Origin of the sequence: Thalassospira sp. CH_XMU1458 (genome assembly GCF_037027205.1) — a bacterium.
Classification (GTDB): Bacteria; Pseudomonadota; Alphaproteobacteria; order Rhodospirillales; family Thalassospiraceae; genus Thalassospira; species Thalassospira tepidiphila.
The window spans coordinates 326,908-346,950 of the sequence record NZ_JAYMDW010000001.1 but is presented as its reverse complement, the minus strand read 5'-3'; the positions used below and the strand labels follow the sequence as shown (position 1 = coordinate 346,950).

At 56.6% G+C, this 20,043-nt stretch carries 29 protein-coding genes; 11 read left to right on the top strand and 18 right to left on the bottom strand.

Translation table 11 applies throughout. The annotated features are described in order from the left end of the window. Positions 1-42: 42 nt before the first annotated feature. The 3 genes from WBY09_RS01625 (at position 43) to WBY09_RS01615 (ending at position 1,594) form a co-directional block, all read left to right on the top strand. Complete coding sequence (locus tag WBY09_RS01625) at positions 43-672, top strand: glutathione S-transferase N-terminal domain-containing protein (RefSeq protein WP_287456019.1); 630 nt, start codon at positions 43-45, stop codon at positions 670-672. Positions 673-754: 82 nt separating this feature from the next. Further along, positions 755-991, top strand: coding sequence for a hypothetical protein (locus tag WBY09_RS01620; RefSeq protein ID WP_008888791.1), 237 nt, complete (start codon positions 755-757; stop codon positions 989-991). Positions 992-1,111: 120 nt separating this feature from the next. Next, positions 1,112-1,594, top strand: a complete 483-nt coding sequence (locus tag WBY09_RS01615) for a GNAT family N-acetyltransferase (RefSeq protein ID WP_336231845.1) — start codon at positions 1,112-1,114, stop codon at positions 1,592-1,594. A gap of 27 nt (positions 1,595-1,621) precedes the next feature. On the opposite strand, the gene WBY09_RS01610 is transcribed toward WBY09_RS01615, so the two are convergent. Next, positions 1,622-2,101, bottom strand: coding sequence for a MarR family winged helix-turn-helix transcriptional regulator (locus WBY09_RS01610; RefSeq protein WP_336231844.1), 480 nt, complete (start codon positions 2,099-2,101; stop codon positions 1,622-1,624). A 120-nt stretch (positions 2,102-2,221) separates the two neighbouring features. Here WBY09_RS01610 and WBY09_RS01605 point away from each other — a divergent pair, with 120 nt between their 5' ends. From WBY09_RS01605 to WBY09_RS01590, 4 genes are all read left to right on the top strand, one after another. Next, a complete protein-coding gene (locus WBY09_RS01605) occupies positions 2,222-2,695 on the top strand; it encodes a VOC family protein (RefSeq protein WP_336231843.1) in 474 nt (157 codons plus the stop codon). A 58-nt stretch (positions 2,696-2,753) separates the two neighbouring features. After that, the gene (locus tag WBY09_RS01600; RefSeq protein WP_336231842.1) at positions 2,754-3,191 is read left to right on the top strand and encodes a YybH family protein; all 438 of its coding nucleotides are present in this window, start codon (positions 2,754-2,756) and stop codon (positions 3,189-3,191) included. Positions 3,192-3,229: 38 nt separating this feature from the next. Beyond that, positions 3,230-3,637 carry a VOC family protein gene (locus WBY09_RS01595; protein WP_336231841.1) on the top strand — a complete coding sequence of 136 codons (408 nt, stop codon included), beginning with the start codon at positions 3,230-3,232 and terminating at the stop codon, positions 3,635-3,637. Between the two features lie 100 nt (positions 3,638-3,737). Further along, positions 3,738-5,249, top strand: coding sequence for a YifB family Mg chelatase-like AAA ATPase (locus WBY09_RS01590; RefSeq protein WP_336231840.1), 1,512 nt, complete (start codon positions 3,738-3,740; stop codon positions 5,247-5,249). A gap of 29 nt (positions 5,250-5,278) precedes the next feature. Here WBY09_RS01590 and WBY09_RS01585 read toward each other — a convergent pair whose 3' ends face one another. Then, complete coding sequence (locus WBY09_RS01585) at positions 5,279-6,193, bottom strand: LysR family transcriptional regulator (RefSeq protein WP_336231839.1); 915 nt, start codon at positions 6,191-6,193, stop codon at positions 5,279-5,281. A gap of 112 nt (positions 6,194-6,305) precedes the next feature. Here WBY09_RS01585 and WBY09_RS01580 point away from each other — a divergent pair, with 112 nt between their 5' ends. Further along, positions 6,306-7,082: an SDR family NAD(P)-dependent oxidoreductase gene (locus WBY09_RS01580; RefSeq protein ID WP_336231838.1), complete on the top strand. Its 777-nt coding sequence runs from the start codon at positions 6,306-6,308 to the stop codon at positions 7,080-7,082. A gap of 12 nt (positions 7,083-7,094) precedes the next feature. After that, positions 7,095-8,081, top strand: coding sequence for an aldo/keto reductase (locus tag WBY09_RS01575; RefSeq protein ID WP_336231837.1), 987 nt, complete (start codon positions 7,095-7,097; stop codon positions 8,079-8,081). Between the two features lie 77 nt (positions 8,082-8,158). On the opposite strand, the gene WBY09_RS01570 is transcribed toward WBY09_RS01575, so the two are convergent. The 5 genes from WBY09_RS01570 to WBY09_RS01550 all read right to left on the bottom strand — a co-directional run bounded on the left by WBY09_RS01570 (position 8,159) and on the right by WBY09_RS01550 (position 11,139). Further along, positions 8,159-8,758 (bottom strand): class I SAM-dependent methyltransferase, encoded by a 600-nt coding sequence (locus tag WBY09_RS01570; protein ID WP_197146347.1) that lies wholly within the window; start codon positions 8,756-8,758, stop codon positions 8,159-8,161. Between the two features lie 157 nt (positions 8,759-8,915). Beyond that, complete coding sequence (locus tag WBY09_RS01565) at positions 8,916-9,212, bottom strand: hypothetical protein (protein ID WP_008888804.1); 297 nt, start codon at positions 9,210-9,212, stop codon at positions 8,916-8,918. 68 nt (positions 9,213-9,280) lie between these two features. Beyond that, a complete protein-coding gene (locus tag WBY09_RS01560; protein ID WP_008888805.1) occupies positions 9,281-9,574 on the bottom strand; it encodes a hypothetical protein in 294 nt (97 codons plus the stop codon). A 108-nt stretch (positions 9,575-9,682) separates the two neighbouring features. Beyond that, a complete protein-coding gene (locus WBY09_RS01555; protein ID WP_197146348.1) occupies positions 9,683-10,201 on the bottom strand; it encodes a GNAT family N-acetyltransferase in 519 nt (172 codons plus the stop codon). Between the two features lie 197 nt (positions 10,202-10,398). After that, positions 10,399-11,139: an SDR family oxidoreductase gene (locus WBY09_RS01550; protein WP_197146349.1), complete on the bottom strand. Its 741-nt coding sequence runs from the start codon at positions 11,137-11,139 to the stop codon at positions 10,399-10,401. A gap of 126 nt (positions 11,140-11,265) precedes the next feature. Here WBY09_RS01550 and WBY09_RS01545 point away from each other — a divergent pair, with 126 nt between their 5' ends. Continuing rightward, positions 11,266-12,183: a LysR family transcriptional regulator gene (locus WBY09_RS01545; protein WP_197146350.1), complete on the top strand. Its 918-nt coding sequence runs from the start codon at positions 11,266-11,268 to the stop codon at positions 12,181-12,183. Here the strand turns inward: WBY09_RS01545 and WBY09_RS01540 are convergent. From WBY09_RS01540 to WBY09_RS01530, 3 genes are all read right to left on the bottom strand, one after another. Then, on the bottom strand, positions 12,169-12,675 hold the full coding sequence (locus tag WBY09_RS01540) for an SRPBCC domain-containing protein (protein WP_197146351.1): 507 nt from the start codon (positions 12,673-12,675) through the stop codon (positions 12,169-12,171). The genes WBY09_RS01545 and WBY09_RS01540 overlap by 15 nt on opposite strands. Before the next feature lie 150 nt (positions 12,676-12,825). Next, on the bottom strand, positions 12,826-13,773 hold the full coding sequence (locus tag WBY09_RS01535; RefSeq protein WP_197146352.1) for a 2-hydroxyacid dehydrogenase: 948 nt from the start codon (positions 13,771-13,773) through the stop codon (positions 12,826-12,828). Positions 13,774-13,953: 180 nt separating this feature from the next. Further along, entirely contained in the window at positions 13,954-14,382 is a 429-nt protein-coding gene (locus WBY09_RS01530) for a VOC family protein (protein ID WP_197146353.1), read from the bottom strand. A 119-nt stretch (positions 14,383-14,501) separates the two neighbouring features. On the opposite strand from WBY09_RS01530, the gene WBY09_RS01525 reads away from it, so the two are divergent. Further along, positions 14,502-15,449 (top strand): LysR substrate-binding domain-containing protein, encoded by a 948-nt coding sequence (locus WBY09_RS01525; protein WP_197146354.1) that lies wholly within the window; start codon positions 14,502-14,504, stop codon positions 15,447-15,449. A 48-nt stretch (positions 15,450-15,497) separates the two neighbouring features. On the opposite strand, the gene WBY09_RS01520 is transcribed toward WBY09_RS01525, so the two are convergent. The 8 genes from WBY09_RS01520 to WBY09_RS01485 form a co-directional block, all read right to left on the bottom strand. Next, on the bottom strand, positions 15,498-15,983 hold the full coding sequence (locus WBY09_RS01520; RefSeq protein WP_252724012.1) for a DUF6314 family protein: 486 nt from the start codon (positions 15,981-15,983) through the stop codon (positions 15,498-15,500). Positions 15,984-16,065: 82 nt separating this feature from the next. Further along, positions 16,066-16,437: a histidine triad nucleotide-binding protein gene (locus WBY09_RS01515; protein ID WP_044830002.1), complete on the bottom strand. Its 372-nt coding sequence runs from the start codon at positions 16,435-16,437 to the stop codon at positions 16,066-16,068. Between the two features lie 57 nt (positions 16,438-16,494). Beyond that, the gene (locus tag WBY09_RS01510) at positions 16,495-16,821 is read right to left on the bottom strand and encodes a phosphoribosyl-ATP diphosphatase (protein WP_197146355.1); all 327 of its coding nucleotides are present in this window, start codon (positions 16,819-16,821) and stop codon (positions 16,495-16,497) included. Between the two features lie 4 nt (positions 16,822-16,825). Next, positions 16,826-17,587 carry an imidazole glycerol phosphate synthase subunit HisF gene (gene hisF, locus WBY09_RS01505; RefSeq protein ID WP_197146356.1) on the bottom strand — a complete coding sequence of 254 codons (762 nt, stop codon included), beginning with the start codon at positions 17,585-17,587 and terminating at the stop codon, positions 16,826-16,828. 22 nt (positions 17,588-17,609) lie between these two features. Further along, positions 17,610-18,338: a 1-(5-phosphoribosyl)-5-[(5-phosphoribosylamino)methylideneamino]imidazole-4-carboxamide isomerase gene (hisA, locus tag WBY09_RS01500; RefSeq protein ID WP_064787961.1), complete on the bottom strand. Its 729-nt coding sequence runs from the start codon at positions 18,336-18,338 to the stop codon at positions 17,610-17,612. Next, complete coding sequence (locus tag WBY09_RS01495) at positions 18,335-18,889, bottom strand: GNAT family N-acetyltransferase (RefSeq protein ID WP_040822270.1); 555 nt, start codon at positions 18,887-18,889, stop codon at positions 18,335-18,337. Before WBY09_RS01495 ends, hisA begins: the two co-directional genes overlap by 4 nt. Continuing rightward, a complete protein-coding gene (hisH, locus tag WBY09_RS01490; RefSeq protein ID WP_197146357.1) occupies positions 18,886-19,536 on the bottom strand; it encodes an imidazole glycerol phosphate synthase subunit HisH in 651 nt (216 codons plus the stop codon). The genes WBY09_RS01495 and hisH overlap by 4 nt, the downstream gene beginning before the upstream one ends. Then, a complete protein-coding gene (locus WBY09_RS01485) occupies positions 19,533-19,976 on the bottom strand; it encodes a DUF2628 domain-containing protein (protein WP_197146358.1) in 444 nt (147 codons plus the stop codon). The genes hisH and WBY09_RS01485 overlap by 4 nt, the downstream gene beginning before the upstream one ends. Positions 19,977-20,043 lie beyond the last annotated feature (67 nt).

Sequence of the window (20,043 nt, the reverse complement as noted above, 5' to 3'; positions counted from 1 at the left end):
CGTAGCCGACGGAAATGTGCCAATGGCAAGGGGCTTTGGATCATGATGCAGCTTTATTACGCGCCAACTTCACCCTTTTCGCGCAAGGTGCGCGTTGTCTTGCGTGAGTTGGGTCTGGAAAAACAGATCAGCGAGATCCTGATTGACCCGTGGACGGATGAGGCGCTGCGTGCCCATAACCCGCTTGCCAAAGTGCCGACCCTGATCCTTGAAGACGGCATGGCGGTTTTTGAATCGGCCGTGATCTGTGATTATCTTGACCAACTTGCCAAATCCCAGGGCATTTCAAAGGGTGTGATCCCCGAAAGCGGCCCAGCCCGCTTAAGCGCGCTTAAATGGCAGGGTTTGGCCGATGGCATGATGGCGGCAACCGCCCGACTTTATGCCGACTCCCAACGCGAAGACGGTGATCGTTCCGAAGACGTAATGGAAAGACAGGCGCAGGCGATTACTTCTGGCATCGAGGCGATTCTTGATGGTCTTCCGGCGCTTCGCACCGAGGCGCCACATCTTGGCACCTGGTCGGTGCTGATTGCGCTTTATTACATTGATTTCCGCTGGCCGGACCGGCGGTTTGATATCCCGGTGCGGGTGCGCGACTGGATGGCGATCATGTCGGAACGTGAATCCTTTACCGAGACCACCTTCCACCTGCCCCATGATGGTGATTGATCAGAAAATCCTTCGATTACCTGCGACAAACGCCGCCAGACATGCTATCGCCGCCTTTTGAAGATTGAATTGCGAAAAGCCGATGACCGAACCGACAATTACCAAAGCCATGCGTGAACGCGCCTGGGTCCGCGCTGAACGGATTGAGGGCGAAGACCCCAAGGAAGTGCGCAAGCACAAGGAAAGCGGCATCACCATGAAAAAGGCCAGTTTCGGCAAGTTCCGTAATTTCGGCTGGACCGTGGTTGATGAGGTTGCCGTGCCGTGCCGCAAGGAATTCCTTCCGCCGCGCGAAACGGATGACGAAACCTCGGACTAGGCCGCTATCGCAAATGTGATGGCCGATGCCGGTGGGCTTGATTGACAAAGAGGCCGATGAAGGGCGCTATGAACCGATGGTTCTTGCGCCTTTTTCTTTGCCTGATTTTGGTCTTGCCTGATGACAACCCGATCCAATGCGATTTCGTTTGGTTCGCTTGACGATATCGCGCCCGAAACCCTGATTGCCCATATGTCCGATCCGCGCCTGGCGGATCATATGCCGTTACTAAACGGTCCGTGGGATCAGGATGATGTTGCCCGTTTCATGGCAGCCAAGAAGGCCTGTTGGCAGCGCGATGGCCTGGGGCATTGGGCGATCTTTTATGATGGCACCTATGTCGGCTGGGGCGGGTTTCAGAAAGAAGGCGATGACTGGGATTACGGGCTGGTGCTGCGACCGGAGTGCTTCGGGCTTGGCATAGCAATCACGCACAAGGCGCTTGAATTTGCCCGATCTGATCCGCGTATTTCGTCGGTGACCTTCCTGTTACCGCCAACCCGCACCAAACTCGCCGCGTTAAGGCGACTTGGTGCCGTGTTCGAAGCAACGGTTTCCCATGACGGGGCCTGCTTTCAAAAATTCCGGCTAAAGATCGGCTAATCCCGTTTGGCTTTGCCAAGCCCGGGCTTAGTTGCCCGGTTCCTGGGACAGGTTGATCAACGCTGCCAGAAGCTGCTTTGGGTCCGTGTCAGCGACCTGATTTTCCAGCTGTTGCTGGGTTTCCTGCCAGATCGGGAAGGCGCGACTGAGAAGGTGTAAGCCGTCCTTGGTCAAAGCCAGCAGGCGGCCGCGCTTGTCTTTGGGGTCTGGTGTAATCTCAATCAATCCACGCCGTTCAAGCGGTTTGAGATTGGCCGTCAAAGTGGTGCGATCCATCGCCAGAAGGTCGGCGACATCTTTCATGTGCGGCGGATGTGGCCGGTTTAACGACATCAAAAGTGAATATTGTCCGCTGGTCAGATCAAGGGGGCGAAAGGCGTCATCAAACCGTCTTGCGACGGTACGTGCCGCACGCCGGACATGCAGGCAAAGACACGAGTCCCTTACCATTATGGTATCGGCATAGGGGACGATCTGATCGCTATGGTTGAAATCTTTTTTTGACATGGATAAATTATGTTGATATCAACGTATTTGTCAAATGGGAAAACAAGAAAATGCTGATAAATCGCCCTTTTTGATCGTGATTGCCCATAGGCCCATTCTGCCCGGCAAGGAGAATGCCCCATGCAGAAGATCAGTCCTTTTTTATGGTTTGATCAAACCGCTGAAGAAGCCGTGAATTTCTATGTTTCGGTGTTTGCCGATGCCAAAGTCGGTGAAACCATGCGCGGAAGTTCTGCCTTCGCCGATCGGGAGGGCAGCATTCTGACCATCCGCTTTGAACTTTTCGGTCAACAGTTTGTCGCGCTTAACTTTCCGTCTGACTTCACATTTACCGAAGCCGTTTCCTTCGTCGTCGACTGCAAGGATCAGGCAGAGGTCGATTATTACTGGGATTGCCTGTCCGACGGCGGGGAGCCGCGCGATTGCGGCTGGGTCAAAGACCGGTTTGGCGTGTTTTGGCAAATCACCCCGACCCGTCTGATTGAATTGATGAGCGATCCGAACCCGGCCATCGCCGCACGCGCGGCATCCGCGATGATGACCATGCAAAAGATCGATATCGCGGCACTTGAGCGTGCGGTCGCCGACGGCTGATCAGGCCAACCAATCATGAAGCCAAACCCCTCGCACTACCAACGCAAGGATATGTCTGATGTCAGAAAAACAAGCCAAGGATCGCCAGGCGATTGCCGATCTGTTTGATCATTGGGCGAATGCCAATCGCAACAAGGATATCGATGCGATCATGGCGCTTTATCACCCCGATATCTGTTCCTATGACGCGGTTGGACCGCTGCAATTCAATGGCGCCGCCGATTACCGCGCCCATTGGGAAAAATGCCTGCCCAAGGACGCGGAAATGATTGTCGAGATGCAGACACCAAGCATTCGCGTCTCAGGCCATCTTGGTGTTGCGCATTTCCTGATCCGCTGTGGCATGCGCGATCCGGATGGTACCGAACATTCAAGCTGGATGCGCTCAAGCACTCAGCTTGAAAAGCGCGACGGCCAATGGCGCATCGCGCACGAGCATTTTTCCGTGCCGTTTGATTTTGAAAATTGTCAGGCCCAGTTCGGGCTTGAGCCATAAGCCGTGCCCATCAACGCAATCTTACAAAGGAAGCCCCGATGAAAGTGATCAGCTATTTGAATTTTGATGGTAATTGCCGCCCGGCAATGGAGTTTTATCAGTCTGTTCTGGGGGGTGAGCTTATCACCATGTCCTATGGCGAAACCCCGATGGCCGAAGAAATGCCCGCCATGGCCGACAAAATGGCCCATGCCTGCTTGGTCGGGGATGGCTGGAACATCATGGCGTCTGACAGCCCATCCGAACATTTCGAGGCGATGAAAGGCATGAACATTTCCATTCATGCCCCGACTGCCGAGAGGGCGCGTGCGTATTTCGACGGGCTTGCGGTGGGTGGCACAGTTATCATGCCGTTCGAAGAAACGTTTTGGTCAAAGGGCTTTGGTCTGGTGACTGACAAGTTCGGCACGCCCTGGATGGTCAATACCGACATGGAACCGGCATAGGCATCGCGATCTGCCAACACCTTGTCCTTGAACGATATGTTGCCTTGATCCCCGTTTCCCGTCAAAGTGATGCAACTTGGGGTTATGGGGGTCAGGCAAATTGACAGCGCGGGTTACCACAGTTGCCTTTGCCGGGATTGAAACGATCCCTGTTGACGTGCAGGTGCAAATGGCAAGTGGCCTTCCGGCCTTTACGGTCGTTGGCCTGCCCGACAAGGCGGTGTCCGAGGCCCGTGAACGGGTGCGATCCGCGCTTTCGGCCATGGGGTTGGCCCTGCCGCCCAAACGCATCACGATTAATCTCGCCCCGGCCGATTTGCTGAAGGAAGGATCGCATTTCGACCTGCCGATTGCGCTTGGGATCTTGGCCGAGATGGATGTCATCGGCCATGACGATATCGAACGGTTCTTGGTGCTGGGTGAATTGGGGCTTGATGGCAGCATTACCAAGGTTGGCGGTGTCTTGCCCGCCGCCATGGAAGCCGGGATGCAGGAATGCGGCATCATTTGTCCGAACGCCAACGGGGCGGAGGCCCTTTGGGCCGGGGATCTTGAGATTCTGGCACCCATAAGCCTTGTTGCCCTGATCAATCATTTCAAAGGCACGCAAATTCTGCCCCGCCCGATCCGGCGCGACGCAGACGAGATCAATGATTTCCATGGTGATCTGCGCGATATCAAGGGACAGGAAAGTGCCAAACGCGCGCTTGAGATCGCGGCAGCAGGCGGCCATAACCTTTTGATGTCCGGTCCGCCCGGATCGGGAAAATCGATGCTGGCGGCCCGCTTGCCCGGCATTCTGCCAGACCTTGATGCCAGACAAGCACTGGAAACCACAGTCATCCATTCCGTATCCGGAATGTTGCCCGAAGGTGGCCTGATCCGCACCCGTCCGTTCCGCCAGCCCCATCACTCTGCCTCGATGCCCGCCCTCGTCGGTGGGGGGCATCGGGTCAAGCCGGGCGAGATTTCACTGGCCCATAATGGTGTGCTGTTTTTGGATGAATTGCCGGAATTTCAGCGCAATGTGCTTGATGCCCTGCGCCAACCGCTTGAAACCGGGCAGGTATCGGTTGCGCGCGCCAATGCGCATGTGACCTATCCGGCGCGCGTGCAATTGGTCGCGGCGATGAACCCGTGCCGGTGCGGCTATTTGGGCGATAACGAGTTGGCTTGTACCCGCGCACCGCGTTGTGGCGAGGAATATCAGGCACGGCTTTCAGGGCCGCTTCTGGACCGGTTTGATATCCAGATCGAAGTCCCGGCGGTGAAGCCCGAAGACCTTGATTTGCCCAGCAAAGGCGAAACCAGTCAGGCGGTACGCGAACGGGTGTTTCTTGCGCGTGAGTTGCAAATGTTGCGATATAAAAACGAAAACATATCGACCAATGCCCTGGCCGATGGTGAAGTCCTGCAGGATGCCGCCGCCCTTGATGCCGAGGGCCGCGGATTATTGCAGGATGCAGCCCGTCAGATGAAGCTATCGGCCCGCGGATATCACCGGATTTTGCGGGTGGCGCGCACCATTGCCGATCTGGCCGGAAGTGCATCGGTCAAGCGCGGCCATATTGCCGAGGCGCTAAATTACCGCCAGATGGTCTATCGGCGCTAATCCCTCGTCATTGGGCGACCCGGGTGTGATCATATGCGCGACAGGCCGTTCTGTTTGCGGATGATGTTGATCAGGCCGCGCAAGCCCGGATGATTGTTGTGGCGGCTGCTGTAATACATATGGAAGGGATCATCAGATGATGCGTGGTCTTCCAGCACGATTTCAAGCTGTCCGCTGGCAAGGTCATCGGCAATGCGCGATTCCAGCAAATAGGCCAGTCCAAGCCCGGCCTTGGCGGCCGAGATCGTAGTCGCCGTGTCCTGAATGGTGATGTGGCCCGGCACGCGGTAGCTTTTCTGATCCGGGCCAGTGCCAAGTTCCCAGGGAAACGGCGAATTGTCGCCCAGAAGAAGCTGCAGGCATGTGTGATTGCGCAGATCTTCAGGGGTATCGGGTTTTCCGTGCCGCGCAAGATAATCCGGTGCGCCGGCCACGACCCAGCGCTGCGGCCCACTGAGTGCGACGGCAACCATGTCTTCGGGGACCAGATGGCCAAACCGGATGCCGGCATCATATCCCTCGGCGACGATATCAATCGGCCGGTTTTCAACGATTATGCTGAGGCTGACATCGGGAAAGGTCTTGGCAAATTCCGGCAATGCCGGGGCGATCAGAAGGTGCGCGGCATCGGAAAAGGCGTTGATGCGGACCTCGCCAAAGCTGGCGGCACCGGGGGCATCAAGCGTCTGGAGTGCTTCATCAAGTTTGTCAAAACCCTCGGCAAGCTTGGTTGCAAGGTCCTGACCCAGTTCGGTTGCCACGATCGACCGGGTGGTTCGATTGATCAGCTTTACGCCAAGGCGGCTTTCGAGACGGCGGATCGCGTGACTGGCCGCCGACGGCGAAAGTCCAAATTCAATCGCTGCAGCCTTGAAGCTCTGGCGGCGGACAATCGCCAGGAACAGGCGTAGATCAGCAAACTCTGCGCGGTCGATTCCAGCCAAGTTGAACTCTATTCACTTTGTGGATGATTTCAGTTCATGAAAAACCACACCACACGGGTCGGTGCAACAAGTAATCTGGCCAAAAGTCAGACAATTTAGCCGGAGGAATACGATGAGTGATATTCAGGCAGTCAGGATTCCCGACCTGATGTCGCGGCGTGTTTTGGTAACCGGGGGCTCGACCGGGATCGGGGCCGAGATTGTCAGGGGCTTTGCCGCACAGGGTGCCAAGGTTGCCCTTCATTATAATGAAAGCAGTGATGCAGCACTTGCCCTTCAGGCAGAGTTTCCCGAGCATGTCGTTGCTGTTCAGGGCGATATGAGTGTAACCGGTACCCCGACGAAAGTTGTCAGGGAAGCAGCCCGGATGCTTGGCGGGCTGGATGGCCTGATCAACAATGCCGGTGGCATGCTGGGCCGTGTGCCGACGACCGAGGTCGAACCCGAGCATCTTGACCGTGTCTTTGCGCTCAATGGCAAATCGGTCTGGGAAGCCACCGTGGCGGCGTATCCTTACCTCAAAGCGTCAGAAAACGGTTTTGTGGTCAACACGACATCGATTGCTGCGCGCAATGGTGGCGGGGGTGGTGCTGTGCTGTATGCGGCGGCAAAATCCTTTGTCAGCAGTCTGACACGCGGACAGGCAAAGGAATTTGTCGCGGACGGCATTCGCGTGAACGCCGTTTCGCCGGGCCTGATCCAGACGCCATTTCATGACCGCTATACACCGCCCGATGTGCTTGCCGCGCAAAGCGCAACAGTACCGATGGGCCGCGTGGGCCGCCCGGATGAATGTGTCGGGGCGTTCCTGTTTCTCGCCTCGAACGCAATGGCGGGCTACATCACAGGCCAGATCATCGAGGTCAATGGCGGCCAGTTAATGCCTTAGGAGCAAAGATATATGAACTACAGAAAATTTGGGAAGACAGGCCGCACGGTCTCGGAAGTCGGTTTCGGTGCCTGGGCCATTGGTGGCGCATGGGGCGATGTGTCAGAGGCTGACGCGCGCGCGGCCCTGCATGCCGCCCTTGATAACGGCACGACATTCATTGATACCGCCGACGTTTACGGTGATGGTCGTTCGGAAAAAATCATTGCCGATGTCATGAAAGAACGCGGTGGCGAACGCCCGTTCATCGCAACCAAGGCCGGACGTCGCCTGGATCCGCATGTGTCCGCGGGATACAACAAACAGAACCTGACAGCCTTTGTGGAACGCAGCCTTAAGAACCTTGCGACGGATTGTCTTGATCTGGTGCAGCTTCATTGCCCGCCGACCGAGGTTTACTATCGCCCGGATGTGTTCGAGGTGATGGAGGAAATGGTCACGGCCGGGAAAATCCGCAATTACGGTGTTTCGGTCGAGAAGGTCGAAGAAGGCCTCAAAGCCATCGAATATCCCGGGGTTGCGTCGGTTCAGATCATTTACAACATCTTCCGCCAACGCCCGTCGGGTCTTTTCTTCCGCGAGGCAAAAGCAAAGAATGTCGGGGTGATTGTCCGTGTGCCGCTGGCATCCGGCCTTTTGACCGGCAAGATGACCAAGGATACCGCCTTTGCCGCTGATGACCATCGTGCGTTTAACCGCAACGGCGAGGCGTTTGATAAAGGCGAAACATTCGCCGGTGTGCCGTTTGATGTTGCGCTTGAAGCTGTTGAGGAAATCCGTCGGCTGGTTCCCGAAAATATCACCATGGCGCAGTTTGCCCTGCGCTGGATTTTGATGGAAGAAGCCGTTGGTGTTGTGATTCCGGGGGCAAAGAATGCAGCCCAGGCCGCGGCGAATGCGGCGGCAAGTGATGTGGCACCGCTGCCCTCAGAGGTGATCGGTGAATTGCGCAACATCTATGAGCAGCGCATCGCCCCGCACGTCCATCATTTGTGGTGATCAGACGTTTCCATCGGCTTTAAAGGCCGATGATATAGAAAAAGGGGCACCATGCAGTTGGTGCCCCTTTATGCGTTTCAGGCGGATTTGCGGACTTCGCTGAGCATTTCCGGGCGGCTTTTGCGTTCGATCTTATAGACTGACGAGGGCGGGACATTGCGTACCGTGGTGCCGATGCGCGTTGCCTGCAAATCAAGCCGGGCCAGAATGGCGTCCGGCACCGGGCAGCGCGGGCCATAGGTGAACTGGTAAAATGCGCCGTCGTCGCGCAGATATTCAAAACTGCCCGACAAGATGCCCATGATCTGGCGCGGTGACATCGACAGAAGCGGTAGGCCGCTAATCGCGCTTGCCAGTTCGCCAGCGGCAAACAGGCCCTTTTTGCCCAAGCGGCAGGCATCCATTTGCAGGATGCGGGCCCTGGGATAGCGTTCGGAAAGCAGGCGGGAGAAATCCGGTCCGGCTTCGATCAATGTCAGGTCATCTTCACGCAAACCGCGATCAAGAAGTGCACGGGTAAACACACCTGTCCCCGGTCCGAGTTCCAGAACCGGGGTGCTTTGGGTGTTGATTTCGGATGTGATCAGCCGCGCCAGCGCCGGGCTTGAGGGCGAAATGGCGGATATTTTTCTGGGATCGGTGACCCAGGCGCGAATGAATGGCAAAAAGTCCGACATCGAATGAAATGCCCCACTTGGTAAAGGGAGAGCGCATAAACTGCCTACCCTTTATGTCGCTTCGGGCGCTTATTTGTGTTCATTTTGCGAAATGCCACCCGGCAACGTATCCATTTGGGAATGTGGGAACGTGCGAGGTGGCGTGCAACGCAATTGATTACGCAGCCCGATTACGGCGCAGAACATCAATGATTTCGGCCTTATGCGGATCGGCATGAAATGCATCGGCCATGATCATCACACCCTTGGTGCCGTCATTGGCCTCGATCATGAACAGCGTTGCCTCGTCACCCGGATCGGTGCCTTGGTCGGTGCTGTTGGAATGGACAAGGCGCAGCTCGTCCGGGGTATAAAGCTTGCCGGTGCCGTCACTGCGTACACCGCCTTCCTCGGCCATGAAATGATGTTCAAAACCGTGTTCTTTGGCGTTTGCCTGAAGATCAGCCAAGGTCATTGCGGGCCTCCTCGATCAAAAATTGTCTGATAAAGGCAAAACGCAAATCCTGGCTGCTTGTTCCGAAATCAGCTGTGCTTGCGGCGAAGACTGTCGATCAGGTCGGCCTTGTTGCGGTCGGTATCAAAGCTGTTGGGCACAATCAGCATGCCGCGCGTGCCGTCGCTGGCCTCGATCATGTAAAGGGTGGCGTCATCCCCCGGGTCGGTTCCGGCATCGACAGAACGGGAATCGATGATGGTCAAATCATCGGCGCTATATTTCGCCTGTTTGCCATCGCATGTGACATGATTTTCCGATGCGCTGAAAACATGCGAAAAGCCGCGTTCACGGGCCAGATCTTGTAATTCGCTCAAGTTCATGATGGTCCTCCGTTCGATGGATGCAGCCGTAAGGCCAACAATCATCAGACCCTATCACGAAATGCGCCCGGCGTATTTGCGTGTGCGCAATCTGGCAGAAAACAAGGCCTATTTCGGATCAAGAGCCATCTTCATGCCCTCGTGGCTGGCGACAAATCCAAGCCGTTCATAAAACCGATGGGCATCCTTGCGGGTTTTATCCGTTGTGAACTGTATCAACGCCGCGCCAAGTGATTTCGAAATCGAAATGGATTGCTTGATCAGTTTTTCGCCGATCTTCTGACCGCGGGCGGTACTTGCCACCCGCACCCCTTCGATCTGGGCGCGCAGTTGCCCGCGCCGCGACAAACCGGCGATCAGGGTCAACTGCAAACATCCGACAATATCCGTGCCCTTGATGGCCAGAAGATATTTGTTGGGCAGCGCATCGGTTGACTGGGACGCCATGGCATCAAACGCGGCGTAATAGGCATCTGGAAGCGGATCGCCAAGTTCCTCGCGGGTTCTGCCTTTTTCATCATCGGCCAGAAGGGCAACGATGGCAGGCAAATCATCGCGGGTGGCATAGCGAAACGTGATGTCATCGGATTTTGTGGTGGTGCTGGTGGTGGTGGTGGCGTTTGACATTGCGGGATCCCTTTGCTGATGGCGGGCCATCATGGGCAAAGCCGGGGACCAAGGCAATATGGCAATGACGCTGCCTGTTTGTGCATCAGGCGGCGTCATTGCCGGTAATGCGGGGCCCAGGGCAAAGACCGGCACGGGGATGGGGGAAATCATGCCGATATCAGATCAGGGACCCCGGCAAACGAGGTTTGTGGAGGTCAGGCAAGACCACCATTGGCACGGATGGTCTGACCATCCACCCAGCCGGAATCCGGCCCGGCGAGGAAGGCCACCACACCGGCGATGTCATCAGGTTCACCAAGCCGTTCAAGCGGTGGCATCTTTGCGAAATTGGCAATCTGTTCGTCGGTCTTGCCATTGAGGAACAGTTCGGTTGCCACCGGGCCCGGCGCAACGGCATTGACCGTAATCTGGCGACCGCGCAGTTCCTTGGCGAAAACGCCCGTCATCGCCTCAACCGCGGCCTTGGTGGCGTTATAAACGGCATAGCCCGGCAGTTTGAGGTGCAGGGCAGTGGTCGAGAAATTGATCACCCGGCCATGATCGCGCAGATGTTTTGCCCCTTCGCGCAACATGTTGAAGGTGCCACGCACATTGATATCCATCATCGCGTCATAGGTGGCATCATCCATGTCGGCAATCGGGGTGGTCGTCATGACACCGGCGTTATTGACGATGACATCAACGCCGCCAAACTCGGCGATGGTTTTGTCAAACAGGGCCTTAACCGCATCCGGCCGGGCAATATCCGCCTTGATCGCGATGGCCTTGTGGCCTTGCGATTTAAGCGAATCAGCCAGTTCTTCTGCCGGGGCGGCAGAGCTGGCATAGTTGATGACAACGTTAAAGCCATCCGCTGCCAGACGTTTGGCAAGCGCCACGCCAATGCCGCGCGATGCGCCGGTGATGATGGCGGTTTTGTTTTGATTGGCAGACATCAAAAGTCTCCTTGGTGGTTACGGGGGCCTCAAGGGCATGGGTCCACTATGCCCAAGATGACTTTTTGGATAATTAGGTTATATTCGACATCATTATTCGAAATTAAATAACAATCAGGATGACGAATGGACCGGTTTGAGGAAATGCGCAATTTCGTGCGCGTGGTAGAGCGCAAAAGCTTTACCAAGGCGGCGAGTGATCTTTTGATCCCGCGTGCGACCATGACCAATTCCATTCAGCGGTTGGAAGAACGGCTGGGCACCCGGTTGCTGGAACGCACGACGCGCACCGTCAACCCGACCCGCGACGGGGATGCGTATTACCAACGCTGTGTAAGGATTCTGGCCGACCTCGAAGAGGCCGATGGCAGCTTTACCAATGCCGACCCCAAAGGGTTGCTTAGGGTTAATCTGCAAGGCACGCTGGCGCGAACCTTTATCATCCCGGCCCTTGGCGATTTTTGGGGTCGCTATCCGGGGATCGATCTGGTGCTGGCCGATGGCGATCGTTTTGTTGATCTGGTGCATGAAGGCTTTGATTGCGTATTGCGCAGTGGCGATCTGGCCAGTTCATCGATGATCGGGCGCAGGCTTGCCCTTTTGCACGAGGCGACCGTTGCCAGCTCCGATTACATTGCCCGCATCGGCATGCCCGAAACCCTTGCCGACCTGAAAAGTCAGGGCCATCAGATGGTTTGTTTTTTATCGGGAGCCGATGACAAGCCGATCCCGCTTGATTTCAGGGTAGATGGCAAGCTTTGCGAGATCATGCTGCCGGCCAGTATCTCCGTGACCGGGGCGGACAGCTATGCCGCCTGTGCAGCCGCCGGATTGGGAATTGTGCAGGTGCCGCGTTATCGCGTTGCCGATGACCTTAAATCCGGCAAACTGATTGAAATCCTGCCCGATTGCCCGCCCGATCCGATGCCGGTTTCGGTGCTGTATCCGCAAAATCGGCAGCTTTCGGCGCGTGTGCGGGTATTTGTCGATTGGCTGACTGAATTGCTGGCGGGGCTTGATTTTGCCGGGTCAGGCCGGGTTTGAGCGGCTTGAAAGCAGTTTGATCCGGTTTCGCAATGAAACCAGATGCGCCTGCCAGTAATGGGTCATCATCGGCTTGAAACGGTTGTCATTCAGGCCATTGCGCCCGGGATGGGCCATCGAAAGCTTTTCAAGGCCCAGATGTTCCAGCGTGATACGGGTGTAATCGCCAAGCGCGCTAAATCGGATATCGACCAATGTCCCTGGTTCCTTGGGATCGGCCATCGGCCAGTTCCATTCAAAGGCAAGGCGCTTGGCGGGCTCCCACTTGGTGACCTTACCGGCGCGGACGATGAAATCGGGGCGGCGTTTATCGACTTCCTGCAAATAGCGTGTGCCGTTTTCTTCGCCAAATTCCATGATGCCCGGACGATTGCCAAGCAGGCGGTTGCGCGGCCCCTGTTTCCACCAGTGATCAATCCCGCCTGTGAAGTGTTCAAAGGCGGTGGCAGCGTCACAGTCAACGCGAAGCGCAACAAAGGTTTTGGCTGACATCGAAAATCCCGTTTAACAGCAATGGCGCCGACTGCGTGTGCGGCTGTTCCTGTTTTGCAGAAAGCCTGTGGGCGGACAAGCAAAACCCGATCTGGCAGGCATAATGCGCCGGATCGGGTTTGAAGGGTGTGTGGTTTGAGCGGTAGCGGCTTAGTAGCCGACCTCGCGGTTCACAAGCCCGCGCGGGGTTTCGCCGCGGGCCAGGCGATCAAGGTTTTCGGCAATCTGATCGACGGATTCTTCAAACCGGGTCGCGGCCGCAATATGCGGGGTGATGCGGATTTTCGCGTGATCCCAGAACGGATGGCTTTCGGGCAGCGGTTCGGTCGCGGCAACATCCAAAAACGCGCCACGCAGATGGCCGGTATCAATCGCGCGCAGCAAGTCGGCTTCGTTGATCATCGCCCCCCGGGCGGCATTAATGATCGCAGCGCCCTTGGGCAGGAAGGAAAGCGTGCTGCTGTTAAGGACGTTTTCGGTTTCGGATGTGCGCGGCAGAAGGCAGATCAGGATATCGGACTGACCGAGGAACTCAGCCAGCGTTTCCTTGCCGGCATAGGTTGAAATGCCTTCAATCGCCTTCATCGAGCGGCTCCAGCCCGAAACAGAAAAGCCCAGATTTGAAAGCGACGAGGCAACGGCAGAGCCCAGCGCACCCAGCCCCATGACACCGACCCGGCATTGCGAAATGCGTGCGACGTCATGCTGGGTCCAGTCGGCCTTGGCCTGCTGGGCGCTATAAACATCAAAGTCGCGCATGAAATGCAGGGCGGCATAAAGGTGATATTGCACCATCTGATCAGCCATCCCGGCATCTTCCAGACGAATGACCGGCAATTCCTTGGGCAGGCTGGGCGAGGAAACAACGTGATCGACCCCTGCACCGAGAGAGAAGATGGCTTTCAGCTTCGGCAGCGTCTTGATCAGGCCCTGTGGCTGTTTCCAGAACAGGGCATAGTCAATCGTTTCAGGATCGTAATCGTCTTCCTCGATCACGATATTGGCGTCCGGCAGGCGGTCAACCATCACGCTTTTCCACTTTTGATCATCGCCGGCAGCGGAAATCAGAATGTTGAGCGGGGCGTTGGTGGTTGCCATCGGGGTCTCCTGGTCAATGCTTGGAAAGTCGGGACGATAAAAGGTTCTGTACATATCAAACGCGCCAGAGCGCAAAGCGTTCCGGCGCGTCAGTTGGCGCGTCAGTTGGCGCGTCAATTACAGTCTGTCATGGACCGGCCCGCTTTCACAAGGCCGGTTACGTGCTATTAAACGTCCAAATCAGTGGGCAAAGATCATGGCCGGGTCACGGAAGGTCTTGAATTCAAGACCATTTCCTGCTGGGTCTTCGACAAAGAAGGTGCCCTGCTCGCCCGGTTCACCCTTAAAGCGGATCTTGGGTTCCAGCAGGAATTTGACATTGGCCGCCTTAAGCTTGTCGGCCAGTTCGTGCCATTTTTCCCATTCCAGAATCGCCCCGAAATGCGGGATTGGCACCGCATCGCCATCGACATCACCGGCCCCCTTGTTCTGGCCGGCTTCGGGGCGGACATGGGCAGAAAGCTGATGACCAAAGAAATCAAAATCAATCCAGGCTTCGGTCGAGCGGCCTTCATCACAGCCGAGGATATCGATATAGAACGCGCGGGTGTCAGATATTGATTTGATCGGGAAGGCCAGATGGAACGGTGGCAGGGATGGCGAAGACATGGTCAACCTCAAAGATTATCCAGATTATCTAACGATGTGTTGTTGGAACTACTCTAATACGTCAGAATGTGGCGGGTAAAATCAGAAGTTCTGGACTTATCAATAGGAAAACTATTGCTATGGCGCTGCGCCCGACCACCCCGCCTCTCAATGCCCTGCGCGCGTTCGAAGCCGCCGCCCGGCTTGGCAGCTTTGCCCGCGCGGCTGCGGAACTTTCCGTCACCTCCGGCGCGATCAGCCAGCAGGTCGCCAATCTGGAAGCCAGCCTTGGCATGAGCTTGTTTGAGCGTAATGGCCCGAAACTGGCCCTGCGTGAAGCCGGTCGGGCCTATCTGCCCAGTCTGCGCCGGGCGCTCGACGAGATCGAGGCCGCCACCCTTGATCTGGTGACCCATGGCGCGGGAGAGCGGAAACTGGTTATCGGTGCGCTGCATACCCTGGCCAGCAGCTGGCTTATTCCAAGATTAAATCGATTTCAAAACGAAAACCCCGATATCCGCCCGGTGATCGAAACCTTGGCACTTAATTTCGCCACCCCGGAACGCAGCCCGGACCTTGGCGCACGCCAGATGGATGTCGGGCTTTATTTCGGCGATGGTCGCTGGCCCGGGATGATCTGCGACAATCTTTTTGATGAAATTCAAGTGGTTGTTGCCAAACCCGGATATGTTGCTTCAGGTGCCATGACGGACGAAAACAGCCCCAGAGACCCGGCAGATCTGCTCGGACACTATCCGCGACTGGTCCACACCACCCGGCCCAAGGCATGGCATGACTGGGCGCAGGCCAACGGGATTGCGATTACCGGGGCGCCCGGACCGGCGTTTGAGCATTTCTTCATGCTGATCGAAGCCGCCAAGGCAGGCATGGGAATCGCCCTGTTACCAAGGGTTTTGATCGATGGACCACTTGCCCAGGGCAGTCTTGAAATCGTCAGCGCGGCCAGCTTGAAATCCAGCGGCGCATACTATCTGATCACGCCGGAAAGCCGTCAGGACGTGCCGGAAGTGTGCGCCTTTCGGGATTGGGTACTCGGTTTGGCAAGTCAATCCGGTTTGTCAGAATAAAGTGGCAAGTATTTGAAATTATGGACGGGTGTCTCGTATTTCGGGATACTAGGCGCGTCGATAGATGCTGTGCAGCAGGTGATCTTTCTTCGGACCGGTGATTTTTATTTTTGTTTCGAAATGATCTGACCCGTTCCAGATCATGCAATGGTGGTAGAAGTCCTCCCCGCAGGGGTGAATGTCGTGGGCACAAACCCCCTCTTCACCCTCTTCACCCTCTTCACCCTCTTCGCCAAATTGCAGCAACACATAGCGATTGCCGAAACTCAAAGGGTCGCGAAACAGAAGCTCAATCGCCGCCGGGTCCTCGTGCAGGACAAAATCATACTCCCGATAGCCATCAAACCGCTTGCCGTCCGGGCGGGTCAGAAACCCTTCCTCACGATAGCGCAGCACATTGGGTTGGGCCGGATCGGCAGCATGAAACCTGACATCGCCGGTAAACTGCCCGGCTTCGCCCAAATCGCGCACAAGCGTCCAGTTGCCCGGAAGGGCTTCGAAAATCTCGGCGGCGGTGGGGATGTTGGGTGCCATAGATGATTTCAGGTTCATGTTAGGACAAAAAAGGCAGGGCGCGCGATGCGGAACCCTGCCTTTTTAATGGGTTTCCAGTCGCTTAGGCGCCGGGCAGCATCCGCGGGAGCTTCTCACCGCCCAGGATATGCACATGCAGGTGCGGGACGTCCTGGCGGCCGTGTTCGCGGGTGTTGGCGATCAGGCGGTAGCCGTCTTCAACCACGCCAGCTTCCTTGGAGATTTTGCCAATTGCGCGGGTATAGGCGATGATTTCGGCGTCCGATGCATTGAGCGCAAAGTCATCATAGCTGGTGTAAGCACCCTTCGGGATGACCAGCACATGGGTCGGGGCCTGTGGCGCGATATCGTTAAACGCCAGCACATGGTCATCTTCATAGACCTTGGTGCACGGGATTTCGCCGCGCAGGATTTTGGCAAAGATGTTTTCCGGATCGTAGGGCTGAACGGCCATGGTGATGCTCCTGATACCTTAGTCGGGACATTGCCCGGATAGTTGAGGCTTTATGCCTTAATCTTTGCTGCGCGATGCCTTTTCGGCAATACCTGAAATGCCCTGACGTTCGGCCAGGATCTTCCAGACATCATCAGGCGTGACCCCCTGATCAGCCCAAAGCACGGTCAGGTGATAAAGCAGATCCGCACTTTCCGATGCGACCTTTTCCGGGGTTTCGGCAAGGGCGGCAATCACGGTTTCAACGCCCTCTTCGCCGACTTTCTGGGCGATTTTGGCAGTGCCCTTGGCAAACAGCTTGGCGGTATAGCTGGTTTCCGGGTCTGCACCCTTGCGGGCAGAAACGGTTGCGTAAAGCGCATCAAGGATGTGTTGATTGGCCATGCTCTCAGTCCTCACGTACCGGAATACCGGCGGCTTTCATGTGTTCCTTGACCTCGCGAATGCGATAGGTGCCGAAATGGAAGATCGAGGCGGCCAGAACCGCCGATGCATGGGCATCGCGCACGCCTTCGACCATGTGATCCAGCGTCCCCACACCGCCCGAAGCAATGACCGGCACATGGACGGCATCGGCAATGGTACGGGTCAGCGGGATGTTAAAGCCCGACTGGGTGCCATCGCGATCCATCGAGGTGACCAGAAGTTCGCCCGCACCGTATTCGACCATTTGTTTTGCAAACGAAACGGCATCGACCCCGGTCGGTTCACGCCCGCCATGGGTAAAGATCTCAAACTTGTCCGGGCCGGTTGATTTGGCGTCAATCGAGACCACAATGCATTGCGATCCGAACTTGCGCGCGGCTTCGCGGACGAAATCGGGGTTTTTGACCGCAGCGGTATTGATCGAAACCTTGTCCGCGCCGGCCAGAAGCAGCTTTCGGATGTCTTCAAGGGTGCGCACCCCGCCACCCACGGTGACCGGCATAAAGCAGGCCTCGGCCGTGCGGGCAACGACATCGAAGATGGTATCGCGGTTATCACTTGATGCCGTGATATCAAGGAAGCAGAGTTCATCCGCACCCTCGGCATCGTAGATGCGCGCCTGTTCGACCGGATCACCGGCATCGACCAGATCAACGAAATTGACCCCTTTGACGACGCGGCCGTCCTTGACGTCAAGACAGGGAATGACACGGGTTTTCAGCATGGTCTGTTTCCTGTTGGGTCGGTTACGAAAGGGCCGCGATGGCCTCTGCCAGATCGATGCGGCCATCATAAAGCGCACGACCGGAAATCGCGCCATCAATGCCGGCATCTGTGTGTTTCTTGACCGCGATCAGATCATCCAGCGATGAAACCCCGCCCGATACGATCACAGGCGTCGAGATTTCCGATGCCAGGGCCACGGTGCTTTCGATATTCGGACCACCCATCGCGCCATCCCGGTCGATATCGGTAAAGATGATCGCCGCCACACCGCAATCCTCAAATTTCTTGGCGAGTTCGAGGGCCGTGACCTCAGACGTTTCCGCCCAGCCTTCAACCGCGACATAGCCATCGCGGGCATCAATGCCGACAGCCACCCGGCCCGGCCATTTGGCACAGGCTTCCTTAACAAAATCGGGATTGCGAAGGGCAACGGTACCAAGGATCACGCGGGTGATGCCTTTATTGAGCCAATAATCAACCGTTTCCATGGTGCGGATGCCGCCACCAAGCTGCGTCTGGGCCTTGCCCGATACAGCGGCAAGGATGGAGTCCACTGCTGCGCCATTGACCGGTTCACCGGCAAAGGCGCCGTTCAGATCAACGATATGAACCCAATGGCAACCGGCTTGCACAAATTCACCGGCCTGTGCGCCCGGATCGTCGTTAAACACGGTTGCCTTGTCCATGTCGCCGCGCAGCAAGCGCACACATGCACCATCTTTCAGGTCAATTGCGGGATAAAGGTTCACTGATCGGTGTCCTGTATTTTCTTGGTGTAGTAATAGCCTTCGACCATCTTGCCATCGACCATCGCGTAATAGGGATTGATGCCCCAACGGACATATCCAAGCCCGTTATACAGTGCGATGGCGGCTTCCTGGGTTTCGCGAAGGTCGAGTTTCAAAACGCTATAGCCCGCTTCACGGGCGAAATATTCAATCGAACGCACGATCGCCTTGCCGTTGCCGCGCCCGCGCGCCCAAGGAGCGACGAAATGGCCGGAAATCTGGGCGGAATGGCGCTGTGCTTCGAGGTTGGCCGGTGTTTCGATCAACTGGGCGGCACCGGAAATGATGCCATCTACGCGCGACACAAACAGATGGCGACCAGGCATCAGCAACACACCGCGCCAGTATTTTTCCATGTCCGGACGGTCCGGCGGTGTCAACCAGCCAAAGCCGCCACCTTCGACAATTGCCTGGGTACAGGCATCGACGATATCGGAAATGTCGCCTGCGGTCAGTTCGGTCACGCGTTCGGCAATGACGCCCGGCTGAATGGTATCAGATGGTGCGATCATGGCTTCCACCCCAGGAAGTTCCCGATGATGGTAAGCCCGGTTTTCTGGCTTTTTTCCGGGTGGAACTGGGTGCCGATCATGTTGTCACGCCCGATCATGGCCGTGATGCTCCCGCCATAGGAAACCGATGCCAGTCGCTGATCCGGGTTGGTGACATGCATGTGATAGCTGTGCACGAAATAGGCGTGATCGCCATCGGAAATGCCTTTAAGGACCGGGTGCGCCTTGCCCGCCGGATCAAGCACCAGCTCGTTCCAGCCCATATGCGGGATTTTAAGGCTTGGGTCGCTGGGCTCGATGGCCACGACTTCGCCAGAAATCCAGTCAAGGCCGTCAGTGACGACAAATTCGCGACCGACGGTCGACATCAACTGCATGCCAACACAGATGCCAAAGAACGGCTTGCCGCCCTTAATCACCTGCTCGGTAAGGACATCAACCATGCCCGTCACGGCATCAAGGCCCGCACGGCAATCGGCATAGGCGCCAACGCCCGGAAGCACGATATGGCTGGCGTTGCGGACCTTTTCCGGGTCATCGGTGACAATGATCTCGTCAGAAAAGCCGGTTTCACGTGCAGCACGCTCGAACGCCTTGGCGCACGAACGCAAATTGCCGGAACCGTAATCAATAATCGCAACACTCATGGGTAGGATGGGCTCCCGGTTGAGGGGGTGGAGGTAAGGGCAGCTGCGGAGTGTGGGACGCGCAGCCGGGAATTTTTTGAACGCTCAAAGCAGCGATGTTCGGCCTCGGTTTCATCATGGCCAGCGACGATATCGACCATCTTCCAGCCTTTTGCGGCCAGTTTGCGCCGACGCAAATCATTGGCGATCAGGCCAAAGCCGATCCCGGTCACAAGTGCCAGGGCAAAGTCCATTTCAGGCCCGCCGTCAAACAGCTCGACCGCAAAGGTGCAGAGAAATGAAACCGCGACAAGACCGAAAAAGCCCAGCCACAGGCGATGGTACAACGCCCAAAGGCCTGAAAGCAGAAAGGCCCAGAAATTGAAGCCTTCGCGGATCAGGATGGCGTTTTCCATCGGGTCGGCATCGCCGGGATGGGTATGGACTGTGTAAACCTTCATCGAAAACCGGTTCTCTGGACCGGTGGCAGAGTGTTGTCTGCTGTGCCACCGGTGTATTTTCGATCAG

Bases quoted from the DNA above. Each gene is read 5' to 3' on its own strand.
- WBY09_RS01610 (WP_336231844.1), bottom strand. From the start codon at position 2,101: ATGTCAAAAAAAGATTTCAACCATAGCGATCAGATCGTCCCCTATGCC.
- WBY09_RS01540 (WP_197146351.1), bottom strand. From the start codon at position 12,675: ATGTCAGCCAAAACCTTTGTTGCGCTTCGCGTTGACTGTGACGCTGCC.
- WBY09_RS01495 (WP_040822270.1), bottom strand. From the start codon at position 18,889: ATGATCGCACCATCTGATACCATTCAGCCGGGCGTCATTGCCGAACGC.
- WBY09_RS01625 (WP_287456019.1), top strand. From the start codon at position 43: ATGATGCAGCTTTATTACGCGCCAACTTCACCCTTTTCGCGCAAGGTG.
- WBY09_RS01515 (WP_044830002.1), bottom strand. From the start codon at position 16,437: ATGGCCGTTCAGCCCTACGATCCGGAAAACATCTTTGCCAAAATCCTG.
- WBY09_RS01485 (WP_197146358.1), bottom strand. From the start codon at position 19,976: ATGAAGGTTTACACAGTCCATACCCATCCCGGCGATGCCGACCCGATG.
- WBY09_RS01570 (WP_197146347.1), bottom strand. From the start codon at position 8,758: ATGTCGGACTTTTTGCCATTCATTCGCGCCTGGGTCACCGATCCCAGA.
- hisH (WP_197146357.1), bottom strand. From the start codon at position 19,536: ATGAGTGTTGCGATTATTGATTACGGTTCCGGCAATTTGCGTTCGTGC.
- WBY09_RS01560 (WP_008888805.1), bottom strand. From the start codon at position 9,574: ATGAACTTGAGCGAATTACAAGATCTGGCCCGTGAACGCGGCTTTTCG.
- WBY09_RS01605 (WP_336231843.1), top strand. From the start codon at position 2,222: ATGCAGAAGATCAGTCCTTTTTTATGGTTTGATCAAACCGCTGAAGAA.
- WBY09_RS01600 (WP_336231842.1), top strand. From the start codon at position 2,754: ATGTCAGAAAAACAAGCCAAGGATCGCCAGGCGATTGCCGATCTGTTT.
- WBY09_RS01595 (WP_336231841.1), top strand. From the start codon at position 3,230: ATGAAAGTGATCAGCTATTTGAATTTTGATGGTAATTGCCGCCCGGCA.
- WBY09_RS01580 (WP_336231838.1), top strand. From the start codon at position 6,306: ATGAGTGATATTCAGGCAGTCAGGATTCCCGACCTGATGTCGCGGCGT.
- WBY09_RS01550 (WP_197146349.1), bottom strand. From the start codon at position 11,139: ATGTCTGCCAATCAAAACAAAACCGCCATCATCACCGGCGCATCGCGC.
- WBY09_RS01575 (WP_336231837.1), top strand. From the start codon at position 7,095: ATGAACTACAGAAAATTTGGGAAGACAGGCCGCACGGTCTCGGAAGTC.
- WBY09_RS01545 (WP_197146350.1), top strand. From the start codon at position 11,266: ATGGACCGGTTTGAGGAAATGCGCAATTTCGTGCGCGTGGTAGAGCGC.
- WBY09_RS01615 (WP_336231845.1), top strand. From the start codon at position 1,112: ATGACAACCCGATCCAATGCGATTTCGTTTGGTTCGCTTGACGATATC.
- WBY09_RS01530 (WP_197146353.1), bottom strand. From the start codon at position 14,382: ATGTCTTCGCCATCCCTGCCACCGTTCCATCTGGCCTTCCCGATCAAA.
- WBY09_RS01620 (WP_008888791.1), top strand. From the start codon at position 755: ATGACCGAACCGACAATTACCAAAGCCATGCGTGAACGCGCCTGGGTC.
- WBY09_RS01525 (WP_197146354.1), top strand. From the start codon at position 14,502: ATGGCGCTGCGCCCGACCACCCCGCCTCTCAATGCCCTGCGCGCGTTC.
- WBY09_RS01535 (WP_197146352.1), bottom strand. From the start codon at position 13,773: ATGGCAACCACCAACGCCCCGCTCAACATTCTGATTTCCGCTGCCGGC.
- WBY09_RS01520 (WP_252724012.1), bottom strand. From the start codon at position 15,983: ATGGCACCCAACATCCCCACCGCCGCCGAGATTTTCGAAGCCCTTCCG.
- hisF (WP_197146356.1), bottom strand. From the start codon at position 17,587: ATGCTGAAAACCCGTGTCATTCCCTGTCTTGACGTCAAGGACGGCCGC.
- WBY09_RS01555 (WP_197146348.1), bottom strand. From the start codon at position 10,201: ATGTCAAACGCCACCACCACCACCAGCACCACCACAAAATCCGATGAC.
- WBY09_RS01565 (WP_008888804.1), bottom strand. From the start codon at position 9,212: ATGACCTTGGCTGATCTTCAGGCAAACGCCAAAGAACACGGTTTTGAA.
- WBY09_RS01510 (WP_197146355.1), bottom strand. From the start codon at position 16,821: ATGGCCAATCAACACATCCTTGATGCGCTTTACGCAACCGTTTCTGCC.